15 protein-coding genes are annotated in these 15,026 nt (G+C 68.2%); 7 read left to right on the top strand and 8 right to left on the bottom strand.

Going from position 1 to position 15,026, the window contains the following annotated elements; all coding sequences use genetic code 11:
- From AB0313_RS05125 to AB0313_RS05115, 3 genes are read right to left on the bottom strand one after another with little or no spacing between them, the layout of a single operon-like run.
- Window positions 1-1,656 carry a GMC family oxidoreductase gene (locus AB0313_RS05125; protein WP_366304013.1) on the bottom strand — a complete coding sequence of 552 codons (1,656 nt, stop codon included), beginning with the start codon at window positions 1,654-1,656 and terminating at the stop codon, window positions 1-3.
- Window positions 1,653-2,294: a gluconate 2-dehydrogenase subunit 3 family protein gene (locus AB0313_RS05120; protein WP_307304497.1), complete on the bottom strand. Its 642-nt coding sequence runs from the start codon at window positions 2,292-2,294 to the stop codon at window positions 1,653-1,655. Before AB0313_RS05120 ends, AB0313_RS05125 begins: the two co-directional genes overlap by 4 nt.
- Complete coding sequence (locus tag AB0313_RS05115; RefSeq protein ID WP_222116071.1) at window positions 2,291-2,758, bottom strand: hypothetical protein; 468 nt, start codon at window positions 2,756-2,758, stop codon at window positions 2,291-2,293. Before AB0313_RS05115 ends, AB0313_RS05120 begins: the two co-directional genes overlap by 4 nt.
- Window positions 2,759-2,852: 94 nt before the next feature.
- Between AB0313_RS05115 and AB0313_RS05110 the strand changes: the two genes are divergently transcribed.
- Window positions 2,853-3,347, top strand: a complete 495-nt coding sequence (locus AB0313_RS05110; RefSeq protein ID WP_366304010.1) for a MarR family transcriptional regulator — start codon at window positions 2,853-2,855, stop codon at window positions 3,345-3,347.
- Window positions 3,348-3,447: 100 nt separating this feature from the next.
- On the opposite strand, the gene AB0313_RS05105 is transcribed toward AB0313_RS05110, so the two are convergent.
- The 3 genes from AB0313_RS05105 to AB0313_RS05095 form a co-directional block, all read right to left on the bottom strand.
- Entirely contained in the window at window positions 3,448-4,449 is a 1,002-nt protein-coding gene (locus AB0313_RS05105; protein WP_366304008.1) for an aldose 1-epimerase family protein, read from the bottom strand.
- The gene (locus tag AB0313_RS05100) at window positions 4,446-5,516 is read right to left on the bottom strand and encodes a glucose 1-dehydrogenase (protein WP_141942798.1); all 1,071 of its coding nucleotides are present in this window, start codon (window positions 5,514-5,516) and stop codon (window positions 4,446-4,448) included. Before AB0313_RS05100 ends, AB0313_RS05105 begins: the two co-directional genes overlap by 4 nt.
- A gap of 147 nt (window positions 5,517-5,663) precedes the next feature.
- Window positions 5,664-6,650: a 3-methyladenine DNA glycosylase gene (locus tag AB0313_RS05095; protein ID WP_366304006.1), complete on the bottom strand. Its 987-nt coding sequence runs from the start codon at window positions 6,648-6,650 to the stop codon at window positions 5,664-5,666.
- 156 nt (window positions 6,651-6,806) lie between these two features.
- Between AB0313_RS05095 and AB0313_RS05090 the strand changes: the two genes are divergently transcribed.
- Window positions 6,807-7,214 (top strand): VOC family protein, encoded by a 408-nt coding sequence (locus AB0313_RS05090; protein ID WP_141942794.1) that lies wholly within the window; start codon window positions 6,807-6,809, stop codon window positions 7,212-7,214.
- Window positions 7,215-7,231: 17 nt separating this feature from the next.
- On the opposite strand, the gene AB0313_RS05085 is transcribed toward AB0313_RS05090, so the two are convergent.
- A complete protein-coding gene (locus AB0313_RS05085; protein ID WP_366304003.1) occupies window positions 7,232-8,419 on the bottom strand; it encodes an SLC13 family permease in 1,188 nt (395 codons plus the stop codon).
- Between the two features lie 59 nt (window positions 8,420-8,478).
- On the opposite strand from AB0313_RS05085, the gene AB0313_RS05080 reads away from it, so the two are divergent.
- Genes AB0313_RS05080 through AB0313_RS05060 form a run of 5 tightly spaced genes read left to right on the top strand, consistent with a single transcriptional unit; the run spans window position 8,479 to window position 13,793 of the window.
- Window positions 8,479-9,864 (top strand): cystathionine beta-synthase, encoded by a 1,386-nt coding sequence (locus AB0313_RS05080; RefSeq protein WP_366304001.1) that lies wholly within the window; start codon window positions 8,479-8,481, stop codon window positions 9,862-9,864.
- Between the two features lie 27 nt (window positions 9,865-9,891).
- Complete coding sequence (locus tag AB0313_RS05075) at window positions 9,892-11,055, top strand: cystathionine gamma-synthase (protein ID WP_141942788.1); 1,164 nt, start codon at window positions 9,892-9,894, stop codon at window positions 11,053-11,055.
- A 52-nt stretch (window positions 11,056-11,107) separates the two neighbouring features.
- The gene (locus tag AB0313_RS05070) at window positions 11,108-11,614 is read left to right on the top strand and encodes a helix-turn-helix domain-containing protein (RefSeq protein WP_141942786.1); all 507 of its coding nucleotides are present in this window, start codon (window positions 11,108-11,110) and stop codon (window positions 11,612-11,614) included.
- Window positions 11,615-11,619: 5 nt separating this feature from the next.
- Window positions 11,620-12,987: an MFS transporter gene (locus AB0313_RS05065; protein WP_366304262.1), complete on the top strand. Its 1,368-nt coding sequence runs from the start codon at window positions 11,620-11,622 to the stop codon at window positions 12,985-12,987.
- Window positions 12,988-13,022: 35 nt separating this feature from the next.
- On the top strand, window positions 13,023-13,793 hold the full coding sequence (locus AB0313_RS05060) for an SDR family oxidoreductase (protein WP_366303999.1): 771 nt from the start codon (window positions 13,023-13,025) through the stop codon (window positions 13,791-13,793).
- A gap of 21 nt (window positions 13,794-13,814) precedes the next feature.
- Here AB0313_RS05060 and AB0313_RS05055 read toward each other — a convergent pair whose 3' ends face one another.
- Window positions 13,815-15,005 carry an acyl-CoA dehydrogenase family protein gene (locus AB0313_RS05055; RefSeq protein ID WP_366304260.1) on the bottom strand — a complete coding sequence of 397 codons (1,191 nt, stop codon included), beginning with the start codon at window positions 15,003-15,005 and terminating at the stop codon, window positions 13,815-13,817.
- Window positions 15,006-15,026 lie beyond the last annotated feature (21 nt).

Genomic DNA, 15,026 nt, shown 5'->3' with positions numbered 1-15,026 from the left:
TCAGTCTTCCTTCGTGCTCATCGGGGTGCCCCTGCGGGCACCTTGGACCAGGACGCCCGCGGCACGGGCCGCAAGCGCCATGATGGTCAGTGCGGGATTTGCGCTGCCTTGGGTGGGCAGCACGCTGCCGTCGGTGACCAGGAGGTTGGGTACCGCGAAACTGCGCAGGTTGCGGTCCACCACCCCGTCCTGCTCGCCCGCGGCCATCCGTGCACCACCTACCAGGTGCGCGTAGCGGTTGATGGTGATCACTTCCTGTGCTCCCGCGGCGGTGAGGATCCGCTCCATGACCTGCTGGGCCGCGGACATCAGCTGCCGGTCGTTGTCGCACTGGCTGTAGATGAAGCGGGCCACGGGAATGCCATGGCGGTCCGTTTCCTCCGCCAGCGTCACCCTGTTCTCCCGGAGGGGGAGGAACTCGCAGAGGGCACCCAGGCATGCCCAGTGCGGGTAGTCGCTCATGTAGCGCCGAAGCGCGGCGCCCCAGTGTCCCTGTGCTGCCACGTGCTCCGCCCACGTGATGGGAAGCGGGGAGACGCACTGGATGGAGAATCCGCGCTTGTACGGCTTCGCCGGGTCAGTTTCGTAGAAGTCCTCCGTGCTGACTTCCGGGGGCGGCGCCTTCCACATCCGCACCTCGGCCTGGAACCGCCCGGCGGTTTGGGGTGCGCCCTGCACCATGAGGTACCGGCCCACCTGGTCAAAGTCGTTGCACATGCCCTCCGGGAAGCGCGGCGAGGTGGAGTTGAGCAGGAGCCGTGGTGTTTCGATCGAATACCCTGCCACGGCAACAATGCGGGCGCGCTGGAACCTGTTGATTCCGTCGCGGACATATTCGACGCCGGTGGCCAGGCCGGTACGCTCGTCGAACCCGATCCGCGTGGCCATGGAGTCGGGGCGGATTTCGGCGCCGTGGGCCAGGGCGTCCGGGACGTGCGTGATCAGCGGCGAGGCCTTGGCATTGACTTTGCAGCCCTGGAGGCAGAAGCCCCGGTAGATGCAGTGCGGCCGGTTGCCGAAGCGGCCGTTGGCGATGGCCACCGGACCCACCTTTGCGGTGATCCCGCAGGCGTTGGCGCCTCTCAGGAAAAGTTCCCCGTTCCCGGAGACGGGGTGCGGCCGGTGCGGATAGCCGTGCGGATCGCCCCAGGGCCAGCGTTCGCCCGAGACTGGAAGTTCGGCCTCGATGTCCTCGTAGAAGGGCCGGAGTTCCCCGTACTCCAGCGGCCAGTCGGCTCCGACCCCGTCCCAACTGAAGGTACGGAAATCGCTGGGATGGAACCGTGGTGTGTAACCGGCGAAATGCACCATGGATCCGCCCACGCCCCGGCCCGAATTGTTCGACCCCAGGGGCACGGGGTCTGAGCCGCCGATCACCCGCGGCTCAGTCCAGTACAGGTGGTGCGAGCCGGCTTCGTCACTCACCCAGTCCTGCTCGGGGTCCCAGAACGGGCCGGCGTCCAGGCCCACCGCCCGCCAGCCTGCGCGTGCAAGGCGCTGGAGCAAGGTGGCGCCCCCGGCACCGCAGCCCACAATGACCACGTCCACCTCATCGTCGTCGGCATACCGGCGCATCCGGTCCCGCAGTTTCGAGTTCGTGCCTGGACCCGCGGGCAGCAGCCAGGCAGATTCGTTCCGCTCACGGAGGCCGCTCATCTGTCAGCCCTACGGGTCGGATCCGCTTCAGGCCGCACGTCCCGCACTTCGAACGGTTCCAGCCGGTCCACACCCAGGTTCTTGTAGCCGCGGGGATAGGCCGGACCGGCGAAGCCGATCTCGTCCCACGCCAGGGGATGGGAGTAGAACGCGGTGCAGGCGTACCGCGTCCACAACCCCCACACCCGGTCAGCCGGCAGGCCGTGCCAAAGGTCCTGGCCGCGGTCGCAGATGTCCTGCAGCAGCCTGGCCTGCCCGTCCAGTGGGAGCAACGCGAACGTGCAGCCTTCCCGCGACTGCGCCTCCCGGTCGAGTGCACCGAGGGATGCGCGCCAGGCCGCACCGTCCCGGGGCATGTTGTCGTAGTGCCAGCCGTCGGTTTCATCTTCCGCCAGCCGCGCGTCCACCATGTTCACTACCGGCACCCTTGGTTCGGCATGCTGGTCCAGCAACTGGTCGAAGAGGGCCCGCGCCGCGGCTTCCTCCGCAGGGGTGAAGAAGCGGACGTCCGGAGGCAGGGCCATCCTGCCCTGCACGACGGCGGCCGTCACCGGGTCCCAGTGCGGCGCCTGGGCGAGGGCACTGAAACCAGGGTAACGGCCGCCGCCATCGGCATCTGCCAGGGGGAGGCCGGTCACGGTTCCCTCCTCAGGACCGCCGCCAGCAAGCCCATGCCGCCTACCATCGTGACCAGCAGCGGTGCGAACAGCGGCGGCCCCATCTCCAGGTTGTAGCGCAGGTTGGACAGGCCACCCGGCTTCTGCCGGATGCCCCGCAGGTGCAGCCACGTGCCCTGCAGGCCGTTGGCCACGATCGCCGCGCTGGCCAGCGGCAGGGCTGTCTTGGCCATACGGCGGCTGAAAACTCCGGCAACCCCCGCTGCCGCACCCAATGGGCCCAGGGCAACCGGGGCCCACATCCATTTGTTGCCGAAGCTCGCCTTGTCATGCTCAAGGAAAATTTCCGCCGCCGTGACCAAGGCGCCGACGGCGGTCAGGGCCGACAGCGAGCGTTCAAACCGGCCTGTCTGAACGTTCCTGACCAGCCGGTCGATACCGTGGACGGTCTCCGCCACGGTTCGCTGTGCGGGGTGTGTTCTCACGATTTTTCCTTTCTGCCGGGCGGTCCCGTCACCGCGGACCGCGTGCGCACCCGCAACCTTTGCGGAGCATCAACTATCGGAGGAAACTGGTGTCATGGATATTTCCCCAGCAACCAACGGAGTGCCCTCCAGCCGCGAGGTCGAAGCAGTGATGGGCGCGGCGGATGTCCTCCTGCGGGTTGTGGCCCACTCGGTTGCTGAGGTGGAGGACGTCGTGAGTACCCCGCAACTGCGGGTGCTGGTGCTGATTCACTCCCGGGGTCCCCAGAACCTTGGCGGAGTGGCCGCTGAACTCGGCGTGCATGCATCCAATGCCACCCGCATTTGTGACCGGCTGGTGATGGCCGGTCTGCTTGAGCGGCGGGAGGACCCGGCTGACCGCCGGTACATCCGGTTGGAGTTGAGCAGGAAGGGCAGGGATCTGGTGGATACCGTGCTGGAGCACCGGCGGCAGGCTATTGCCGAGGTGGTGTCGAGGATGCCTGCCGGCCGGCGCCCTGCGCTGGCCGCGGCCCTGGAGGCCTTCGCAGCCGCCGCCGGGGGCCAGGGGACCTCCGACGGTCGCTTTACGTTGGGAGCCGGGATCTAAACTGGCCGGCATCCGGTGCGGCAACCCCATACTCATCATTCAACGCCTACACTTGCGTTAGCGCAATAGTTGTTGTGCTACGGAACGGAGCACGCTTCGTTCACGGCTGGAGCACGGGGTTGGGGTTGATGCCCCATGCCGCGCTGTGGGACTGGCCGGGTTCCAGCGTGATCAGGCCTTCGCCGGAGTTGAAGGCATCCGGGGCGCAGGTCATTGGTTCCACTCCCAGCCCGGTCCGCCGCCGGTCCGGCTGCGGCAGGGTATCGCCGGTGAAGATTTCCAGGTAGGGGTAGGCCCTGTCCACCCAGAGTTCCACGCCTGACGAGCGGTCCGCGTGTACCAGCTTCACCCTGGCGACCCCGTCCTCATCCCGCAGCAGGTCCGTGTAGGCCACATCGATGTGCCGGCCACCCAGCTGCTGCAGTTCCCTCACGTCATACTCCGTGCCGTCCACCCGCTCGTGTCCCGTTGGAATGCCGCGCCCGTCCACCGGCAGGAAGGTGCGCCCGGGCACCTGCACCAGGCCGGCGTCGATCGCTCCGGTGACGGGGGCGGGGCCTCCGGTCCCGCCCCGCACACCAAGGCTCAAGTATGGGTGCGCGCCCGTGCCGTAGGGGCAGGGCGTGGGACTCCGGTTTACCGCCGTCGTCCGGACGCTGAGCCCCTCGGCGCCAAGCCGGTAGTCCAGCCGGCAGTCAAGCACCCAGGGCCAGCCCTGGCAGGCATGCAGGGTGTACGCCAAGGAAATGGCGTCCGGGGTATGTTCCAGGACGGTCCAGTTCCGCCAGCGGGTGAGTCCATGGATCGCCCCGCCCTTGTCCGGTTCGCTCAGGTCCAGCTGGAGGCGTTGGCCTTCCCACTGGTAGCTGCCGCCCCTGATCCGGTTGGGCCATGGGATCAGTAACTGCCCCCGGGCGCCGGTGCAGGTGTCCTCCGGGCCGTACCCGTCCACCAGGTCTCTCCCGTCCTGGCGGTATTCCCGCAGTGCCCCGCCCACTTCGGTCACCGTGGCGGTCTGGCTGTCGAAGGAAATGCGGTATTGCCTGCCGGAGGGGAGCAGGGGCGTTCCGCCGGTCTGCTGTGAGTCGGCCGGGGTGGTCATGGCTGCTGGTTTCCATGACCGGTGGCCTTTAGGTCCAGGACCACCTTGACGTCGTCGGACTGGTGTTTGAAGGCGTCCGCGTAGCTTTCCAGCGGAAGGCGGCGGCTGATCAGGCGCCGAAGCCAGTCCCGGTCCGCCGCCGCCAGTGCCTGCGCGGCCGCGTCGTAGTGGCGGCGGTTGGCGTTGACGCTGCCGAACACCACGCCGTTCATCAGCACTTCCTCACGGTTGAGCGCACCCACGTCCACCCCTGTTTGCTTGCCCGTTCCGGACACGCCGGTCAGGCAGGTGACGGCGTCCTGGGCCCGGCATGTCAGGGCCTCCAGCACCACTGGAGTGACGCCGGTGCATTCCACCAGGACGTTGGGCTTGATTCCGGAATCCGGCAGCGGTTCGCTGTGGTAGGTGGCGCCCAGGTCCCGGACAAGCTGCGGTTTGGGTCCGTCCGTGACGACGTCGAAGACGTGGACGTCCAGGCCCTGCTGGACTCCCAGCAGGGCGGCAAGCAGCCCAACGGGCCCCGCGCCGGTCACCACGGCTGTATGGGGATCGAAAAAGGCCCGCTTCCCGATCCGGTTGATCTGTTCCCAGGCCTTGGCCACGATGGTGGTGGGCTCCAGCAGGACGCCCACGTCCTCCAGGTCGGGGTCCAGCTTCACCATTGCCTCCGCATCCGCCCGCCAATGTTCCCGGGCAAAACCGTCGAGGCCCTTGATGCCGTGCTCGGTGTAGTTGCCGTTGAGGCACATGTCCCATTCCCCGGCGGCGCAGGCTTTGCAGGGCTCCGGGTCCGGCCTGCGGACGATGCCCACCACCAGGTCACCCTTGGCCAGTCCGCAGTCCGGGGGAGCGTCCAGCACCCGGCCCAGGTTCTCGTGCCCCAGCACCAGGTAGTCCTGGCCCGGGGGCGCCTCACCGTAATCCGCAGCGATGATTTCGCTGTCGGTTCCGCACAGGCCCACGGCCAGCGCCTCCACCAGCACGCCGCCGTCCCCCTCCGCGGGCTCCGGAACCTCGCGCAGGCTGAGTGAGTCTTTCTTTCCGGGAGTTACCGTCAATGCACGCATCGTTTCTCCTCAAGCAGAAGCCGTACTGCCAGTCTCTTTCATTACTTGCGCAGACGCAACGGTTTTAGGAGGGTTTGGGGCTACCCGGCATTCACCGGAGGGCTGGGTGCATGGTCGGGGGGGGTGCGGCAACTCGCCGGAGGCAGGTCAGTGCGCCCGGTGGTCCTGGATGGTCATCCTCGGGCCGAACGTGGGTTTGCGGAAGCCGGTGGACTGGATCATCCGGACTACGCGCTGCCGGTGCCCGCGCCAGGGTTCGAGCAGCCGCAGCATCCCGGCGTCGTCGGTCCTCCGCCCGGTGAGCGCAGCGCCCACGTAGGCCGCGAGATGGTAGTCGCCGACCGAAATCGAATCGGGACAGCCGTGGGTACGCTGCACCACTTCGGCCGCAGTCCAGACCCCGATGCCCGGGATCACCTGCATCTTCGCAGCTGCCTCCAGCGCAGGCGCCGCAGCGAGGCGTTCAAGCGCCGGGGCGGAGCGCAACGCCCGCATCACCGTGGCCGAGCGCTGGGGTCCCACCCCTGCCTTGTGCCACTCCCAGCTGGGGACCTGCAGCCACTGCGCAGCCGCTGGTGCCACCACCAGCCCGGGCGGCGTGGAAATTCCGGCGCGGGGTGCAGGGGTCCCGAACCGGTGCACCAGGTAGCGGTAGGCGCGCCGCGCCTCAAGGACCGTCACCTTCTGCTCCAGGATGATTGGGACCAGCTGGTCCACCATGCGGCCGCTTGACGGGAGCCTGACGGCCAGGCTGCGCCGCCGGGCTTCCCGGACCATGCGCGGCAGCGTGGCATGGAAAGCCGGGTCATCGAAATCCTGCCAGTCGTCGTCGGATCCCAACAGCCGGGGCGCCGCCTTGGTGGCGGCGGCGGCGCCCGGGCCCCACGCCTGGACGTCCACGAACGGGCCGCCCGCGTCCCCGCCGCCCGCGGGCGCGAGCCGCATGGTGGCCGGACCGTCCGCCGTGGTGAACGCGTTCCAGATGACGTCCCCCTGCACGCAAAAGGAGGGATCGCTGTTGCCCCGCAGGAGGGGCGCGAGGGTGCGGGAAAGGCTGTATGGCGCCTCCGGATACCAGCGCAGGGACATGTCCGCCGCGGCTGCCAGCCGGGGAGGTGCCTCTGCGATCGTCATGCCTTCCATCGTCCCACGCCCCGCCGACAGCGGCGGGACCATGGGCCCTTATCCGCTTCCCGTCCCCGCGCTAGGATCGCCGCGTGTGGCACCCGGGCAACCGGCACGCAGGGGTGCCCAAAAGAACTGCGACCCACAGAAACACGGAGGGCAGCCATGGGCGGCGTAGTGCATTTCGAGATCCCCGCTGACGACCAGAAGCGGGCCAGGAAGTTCTACCGGGAGGTGCTCGGTTGGCGGATTGAGCCCGTCCCGGGCATGGACTACAGCATGGTCATCACCACGGACATGGATGATGCCGGCCAGCCCACGGCGCCGGGTGCCATCAACGGCGGCATGATGGCCAGGGGAGGACAGATCACCGGCCCGGTTGTGACGGTCGATGTGCCGGATATCAACGCCACGCTCAAAAGCGTGGAGGAGCAGGGCGGCGCGGTGGTCATGCCCAGGAACGAAATCCCGGGCATGGGTTACACCGCCTACTTCAGGGACCCTGAGGGCAACGTCATGGGCCTCTGGCAGAACCTGCCCGCCGGCGACGGCGGCGAGGCCGCAGGCAGCTGACCCGCAACCCGGCGGCGTCAGGGCATACCGGACGCCGCCCAAAGAGCAAGGACGGCGAGCGGCAGCGTCAGTATCACGGCCACCAGCCCCGCAACCGCGAACCCGCCCCACCTGATGGGGACGTTCAGCACGCGGAGCCGCTCATGCCACAGCAGCGTGGCAAGAGAGGCCCAGGGAGTCACCAGCGGACCGAGGTTTACCCCGATGAGAAGGGCGGCGAGCCTGGCCGGCGACCCCGCCACGGGTTCCAGCGCCAGGTAGGCGGGAAGGTTGTTTGCTGCGTTGGCCGCGCCTGCGCCCAGGGCCGCCAGCTGCAGCAGGGCAGGCAGCCCGTCACCGGTTCCCGCCACGCCTGCCAGCAACGCCGTCAGGCCGTGCGAGTGCAGGGCTTCCATGAGCATGAACAGGCCTACCGTCAACATCAGCGGCCGCCAGGGGACCATCGACCACCGGAGCGCGGAGGGCCGGCGGCGCAGGAAGCCCGCCAGCAGCACGGCCGCGGCTGCCAGCGCCGGGTATTGGACCGGCAAACCGGACACCAGGGCCGGCAACAGGACAAGGAGTGTGATTGCGGCAGCCTTCAGCAGGGTGCGGTCCCGGACGGGATGCGCCGGCTGCGGCCCGTAGGTTCCGCGCAGGTCCCGCCGGAACGCCAGCCACAGCAGGATAAGGGGAACCAGCAGGCCAACCAGGGCTGGAGCCCACACCAGCCCCGCGAAGCGCCACGGACTGAGGCCCAGCCGGTCCTGCGCCAGGAGGTTCGTCAGGTTGGACACCGGCAGCAGCAGCGAGGCGGTATTGGCCAGCCAGATGCTGGTCAACGCGAACGGCAGGGGCGGAATCCGGGCATGGACGGCCAGCAGGACCACCACCGGGGTCACCAGCACCGCCGTGGTATCCAGGGACAGGAACACCGTGGACACCGTGGCCACCGCAACCACCAGGAGCCACAGCAGGAAGACCCGTCCGCGGCCCAGCCCGGCCAGCCGGTCCGTCACCACCTGGAACAGCCCTGCCTCGTCCACCAGTTCCGTGACCAGGGACATGGCCAGGACGAAGGCCAGGATGGGAAGGGTACGCCCGGCCAACTCACCGAAAGCCCGGACGGGGAGGGCGCCGGCGGCGAGGGTGGCCAAACCTGCCGCCAGGGTCGCGCCGGGCAGCAGGTAGCTCCGGGCGGCTTTCAGCCATGCGAACTGCTTCACCGGCCTATCCTCGCACCCCGGACGGGGAAGGGCGTGCAGGAAGCGGTAGCTTTGTACCTATGAAGTACGCCCAGTCCATCCTGGACCTCATCGGCAACACCCCGCTCATCAAACTCAACCACGTGACGGAAGGCATCAAGGCCACCGTCCTGGTCAAAGTGGAGTACCTGAACCCCGGCGGATCCATCAAGGACCGCATCGCGGCGCAGATGATCGAGGACGCCGAGCGTGACGGCAAGCTGAAGCCCGGCGGCACCATTGTGGAGCCGACGTCCGGGAACACCGGTGTGGGGCTGGCGCTGGTGGCGCAGCAGAAGGGCTACAAGTGCGTCTTCGTGGTCCCGGACAAGGTGGGCGAGGACAAGCGGGCCGTACTGCAGGCCTATGGCGCCGAAGTGGTGGTCACCCCCACGTCGGTCCCGCCGGAAAGCCCGCAAAGCTACTACGGCGTTTCGGACCGGATCACCCGGGAGACGCCGGGCGCCTTCAAGCCGGACCAGTTCTCCAACCCGGCAGCCCCGGGCAGCCACTACAAGACCACCGGTCCCGAGATCTGGCGGGACACCGAGGGCAAAGTCACGCACGTGGTCATCGGCGCCGGCACCGGCGGCACCATCACCGGCACCGGGCGGTACCTCAAGGAAGTTTCGGCTGACCGGCCGGAGTCCGACGGCGGTGTGGTCAGGATCATCGGCGCGGACCCCGAAGGTTCGGTCTACTCAGGCGGCACCGGACGCCCCTACTTTGTCGAGGGCGTCGGCGAGGACATGTGGCCGGCGAACTACGACAAGTCCGTCCCGGACCAGGTAATCGCGGTCAGCGACGCCGACTCCTTCACCATGACCCGCCGACTGGCGCGCGAAGAAGGCCTGCTGGTGGGCGGCTCCTCGGGGATGGCCGTAGTAGCCGCATTGCAGGCGGCGCGCGATCTGCCGGAAAGTGCCGTCGTCGTCGTCATCCTGCCCGACTCGGGCCGCGGCTACCTGGCCAAGATCTTCAACGACCAGTGGATGCGCTCTTATGGTTTCCTCTCCGGGGGCGAGGAAACCTCGGTGGGGGAGGTCATCAAGTCCAAGAACGGCGAATTGCCGGACCTGGTGCACATCCACCCCAACGAATCAGTCCGCGACGTCATCAACATCATGACCGAGTTCGGCGTCAGCCACATCCCGGTCCTGTCGCAGGAACCGCCGGTGGTCATGGGCGAAGTCCTCGGCGCCGTCGATGAGCGGACGCTGACCGCCAAGCTGTTCCGCGGCGAAGCGAAACTCACGGACAAGATTTCCGAGCACATGGGCCCCAAACTGCCCGTCATCGGATCACTGGAAACCATCTCCGCGGCCAGGGAACTGCTCTCGGACTCGGACACCCTGATGGTCACGTTCGTGGGCGCGCCCGTGGGCATCCTCACCCGGCACGACCTGCTGGCCTACCTCAGCAACTAATTTGCGTTACCCCGTAAAGGAGCACCCATGACTGCCTCTGAAAACCAGGGTTTCAACACCCGTGCCGTGCACGCCGGCCAGGCGTTCGAGCCCCGTACCGGCGCCGTGGTCCCGCCGCTGCACTTCAGTTCCACGTATGCCCAGGACGGCATCGGCGGCCTGCGCAGCGGCTACGAGTATGGCCGGGGCGGCAACCCCACCCGGGACGCCCTGCAGGAACAGCTCGCTGCGCTGGAACTCGGTACGCACGCGTACAGCTTCAGCTCAGGCCTTGCCGCCGAGGATGCCCTCATCCGTGCACTGACCCGCCCCGGGGACCACATCGTGCTCGGCAACGACGCGTATGGCGGTACCTACCGGCTGATCAACCGCGTGCTGGGAGACTGGGGGATCGGCAACACACCGGTGGACATGGCGAATTTGGACCGGGTCCGCCACGCCGTGGCAGCGCACAAGACCCGGTTCGTCTGGGTGGAGACGCCGTCCAACCCGCTGATGAAGATCACCGACATCGTGGCGCTCGCGGACATAGCCCACGACGCCGGTGCCCTCCTGGTGGTCGACAACACCTTCGCGTCCCCGTACCTGCAGAACCCGCTCGCCCTGGGTGCCGACGTGGTGGTGCACTCCACCACGAAATACATCGGCGGCCACTCCGACGTGGTGGGCGGCGCCGTCGTGGTCAAGGATTCAGAGCTGGCGGAAAAGATCGGTTTCGTCCAGTTCGCCGTTGGGGCTGTGTCCGGCCCCATGGACGCGTTCCTCACCACCCGTGGCCTGAAAACGCTGGGCGTTCGCATGGACCGGCACAGCGAGAACGGCCAGGCCGTGGCGGAGTGGCTGCTGGAACGTCCTGAGGTGGAAGCCGTGCTGTACCCGGGCCTGCCCACGCACCCGGGCCACGAGCTGGCCAAGCGCCAGATGCGCAAGTTCGGCGGCATGGTCTCCGTGCAGTTCAAGGGCGGTGAAGCAGCTGCCCGCAAGGTGGCCGAGTCCACCTCCGTGTTCACGCTGGCGGAGTCCCTGGGCGGGATCGAATCGCTGATGAACTATCCGTCCGAAATGACCCACGCCTCGGTCAAAGGCACCGAGCTGGCCGTCCCGGTCAACCTGCTGAGGCTCTCCTGCGGCATCGAGGACGCGGAGGACCTCATCGCGGACCTGGACCAGGCCTTCTCCAACATCCCGTAGCCGCCCCCGGGGAACCCTGGCTTTCTTGAAAGAAGTCAGCTAGGGTTCCCCTATGCCTCTTCGATCCGACTGGTCCCAGCGCAGCTGCAGCATGGCGCGTGGCCTGGACATCCTGGGCGACCCCTGGTCCATCCTGGTCCTGCGTGAAGTCTTCTTCGGCAACGGCCGCTTTGACGCGATGAAGGCCCGGCTGGAAGTGGCCGACTCGGTCCTCACCAAGCGGCTGGCAGGCCTGGTGGAGTCCGGGCTGCTGGAGAAAAAGGCCTACGACGACGGCGGCCGCACCCGTCAGGAGTACGTGCTCACCCCCATGGGTGAAGACGCCCTCCCGGTCCTGAACGCGGTGACTATCTGGGCGGAGAAACACCTGCCCGCGCCCTCGGAGCAGGCCCACCTCCAGGTCATCCACGCCGGCTGCGGGAAAGTGACCAGCTCGGCGGACACCTGCACCGAATGCGGAGAACGGCTCACCGCCGCGAACACCAGCTGGCACAGCCGCGCACGGTCAGAGCGGCCCGTCCCGTTGTCCACCGCTTCCGGGAAAGGAACAGCCGCGTGAGTGCCGTGCCGAAGAAGGCAGCTGACGTTGCCGCCGAAACCACCGCCGGACCGGGCACCGGACAGCGCCGCCGGCTCCATCCCGCCTGGATCGTCGCCGCCGTGGCGTTCCTGGCCCTGGTGGGGGCCGCCGGCTTCCGGGCCGCCCCCGGCGTCCTCATGGTCCCGCTCCAGCAGGAGTTCGGCTGGTCAACCACGGTCCTGTCGGCAGCCGTCAGCATCAACCTGGTGCTGTTTGGCCTGACAGCCCCCTTCGCCGCCGCACTGATGGAAAGATTCGGCGTCAGGGCCGTCACCGCGACAGCCCTGGTCCTGATCGGCATGGGCAGCGCCCTCACCGTGCTGGTGAACCAGTCCTGGCAGATCCTGCTGACGTGGGGGCTGCTGATCGGACTCGGGACTGGTTCCATGGCCCTGGTCTTCGCCGCCACCATCGCCAACACCTGGTTCACCAAAAGCCGCGGACTGGTGATTGGCATCCTCACCGCCGGCAGCGCGGCCGGGCAACTGGTCTTCCTGCCGTTCATCGCCCTCCTGGCCCAGGATCCCGGCTGGCGTCAGGCGTCCCTGCTCATCGCCGCCGGTGCCCTGGCCGTGGTCCCGCTGGTGCTGAAGTTCCTCAAGAACTCGCCGGCCGATGTCGGGGTCCTGCCGTACGGTGCGGATCCTGCAGCCCTCGAAGCTGAAGAGCCGAAGGCCGCCAGCGGCGCCAACGACAGCGGGCCCCGCGCCAACGCCGCCGTCCGCGCCCTCCAGGTCCTCCGCCGCGCCAGCAAAATCCGGACCTTCTGGGCACTGGCCGCCGGGTTCGCCATCTGCGGCGCCACCACCAACGGCCTGATCGGCACCCATTTCATCCCCTCCGCACACGACCACGGAATGCCCGAAACCGCTGCTGCGGGACTGCTGGCCGTCGTCGGGATCTTCGACATCATCGGCACCATCGCCTCCGGCTGGCTGACGGACCGCTTCAATCCCCGCGTCCTGCTTGCCGTCTACTACCAGTTCCGCGGGATCGGCCTGCTGGTGCTCCCGCTGCTGCTGAACGCCGAAGTGCAGCCCAGCATGATCGTGTTCGTTGTGATCTACGGCCTGGACTGGGTGGCCACCGTTCCACCTACGGCAGCCATCTGCCGCGAAACGTTCGGAGCTGACGGCAGTGTGGTGTTCGGGTGGGTCTTTGCGGCGCACCAGCTGGGAGCTGCTGCGGCCGCCATCGCCGCGGGCGCCCTCCGCGACGCCACCGGCCACTACACCTACGCCTGGTTCGGTGCGGCGGCCATGTGCACCATCGCCGCGGTCATCAGCGCCACCATCCGCAAGCAGCGGGCAGAGGCTGCCACGGCGGGGGACGCGGAACCGGCGGCCGCCTGAACGCCGGTGCTCCAGCCGGCCGCTAGGCTGGTCCGATGGAACCCGACGCACCTGCCCCCGCCCGCCCCGTTGCCCTGGTTACCGGCGTGGGGCGGATGGCCGGCATCGGCGCAGGCATCGCGCGCCAGCTCGCGGCCGACGGCTGGGACCTGGTGCTGTCCTACTGGTCCGACTACGACGCCCGCATGCCGTGGGGGAGTGAACCCGAAGACGTGGTCCGGCTGACAGCGGAGCTCGAAGCCATCGGCGCCAAGGTCCACGTCCTGTCGGCCGATCTACAGGATCCGGGCGTGCCGGACCGGCTCGTGGCGGAGGCAGCGCAGGCGGCCGGTGCCCTGCAGGGCCTGGTGCTCAGCCATGCCGAGTCGGTGGATTCCGGGGTGCTGGATACCACCGTTGAATCCTTCGACCGGCATTTTGCGGTTAACACGCGCGCCAGCTGGCAGCTGATCGCCGCCTTCGCACGGCAGGCCACGGGCGACGGCGGCGCGATCGTTGCGCTGACCAGTGACCACACCGCGTTCAACCTTCCCTACGGCGCGTCCAAGGGAGCCCTGGACCGGATCGTGATTGCGGCCGCCCGCGAACTGGGACCCCGGGGCATCTCCGCGAACGTCCTGAACCCGGGCCCCGTGGACACCGGGTGGATGACCCCGGATGTCCGGGACGAGCTCACCGCCCAGCAGCCCACCGGCCGCCTGGGCACCCCTGCCGACGTCGCCGGAACCGTGGCCTTCCTGCTCTCGCCGGCTGGCCGCTGGGTGTCCGGGCAGCTGATCAAGGCCGACGGCGGCTTCTCCGCCTGAGCCCTTCCGGCCGCGCCTATCTCAGTGGAAGGCGTCAAGGCCCGTGATGTGCCGGCCCAGGATGAGGGTGTGGACTTCGTCGGTGCCTTCGTAGGTCCGGACCGATTCGAGGTTCGCGGCGTGCCGCAGGGGTGGGTAGTCCGTGGTGATGCCGTTCCCGCCCAGGATTGACCTCGCCTCCCGGGCGATCGCGATGGCCTCCCGGACGTTGTTCAGCTTGCCCAGCGAAATCTGCTCCGGACGGATGGTTCCAGCGTCTTTCAGCCGGCCAAGGTGGAGTGCCAGCAGGGTGCCCTTCTGGATTTCCAGCAGCATGTTCACCAGCTTCTCCTGCGTGAGCTGGTAGCCGGCCAGCGGCTTGCCGAACTGCAGCCGGTCCATCGAGTATGCCAGTGCGGCCTCGTAGGAATCCCGGGCTGCACCCATGGCACCCCATGCGATGCCGTACCGCGCCTCGCTCAGGCAGGTGAACGGGCCGCGCAGCCCCCGCGCCGCCGGCAGCAGGGCTTCGGGACCCAGCCGGACGTCGTCGAACACTACATCGCACTGGATGGAGGCGCGCATGGACAGCTTCTGCGCGATGGGTGTCGCCGTGACGCCCGGGGTTCCTGCCGGTACCAGGAAACCGTGCACGCCGTCGTCCGTCATGGCCCACACCACCATCACGCCGGCCACGGAGGCCAGCCCGATCCAGCGTTTGGCCCCGTTCAGCACCCAGCCGGCGTCGTCCTCGGTGCCGTCCCGCCGCGCGAAGGTGGCCATGGAGGCAGGGTCTGAACCGGCGGTCGGTTCAGTCAGCGCGAAGCAGCCGATCACCTCGCCCGCGGCCATCCTGGGCAGCCACTCCTGCTTTTGCTCCTCCGAGCCCCAGGTGTGGATGGCGGTCATGGCGAGGGAGCCCTGGACGGACACAAAGGTACGGATTCCGGAGTCGCCGGCCTCCAATTCCATGGCTGCCAGGCCGTATTCAACGGCGGACCGGCCCGGGCAGCCGTAGCCGTCCAAGTGCATGCCCAGGACGCCCAGCTCACCCAGTTCCGTTGCCAGGTCGAAGGGGAAAACGGCATCCTCATACCAGCGGGCGATGCCGGGTTTGATCCGCTGCCGGGTGAAGTCGCGGACCTTTTGCCGGAGCTCCAGTTCCCCCGCCGACAGCAGGGAGTCCAGGTCCAGGACGTCCGACGCCCCGGTGGCCAGGACTTCAGCGGTCATTTCTTCAGCCGTCACTTTGTC

The sequence above is a fragment of the Pseudarthrobacter sp. NPDC080039 genome, from assembly GCF_040702335.1.
Classification (GTDB): Bacteria; Actinomycetota; Actinomycetes; order Actinomycetales; family Micrococcaceae; genus Arthrobacter; species Arthrobacter enclensis_A.
Note: the sequence above shows the minus strand (reverse complement) of the source record. Positions and strands in the feature narration are given on the sequence as shown.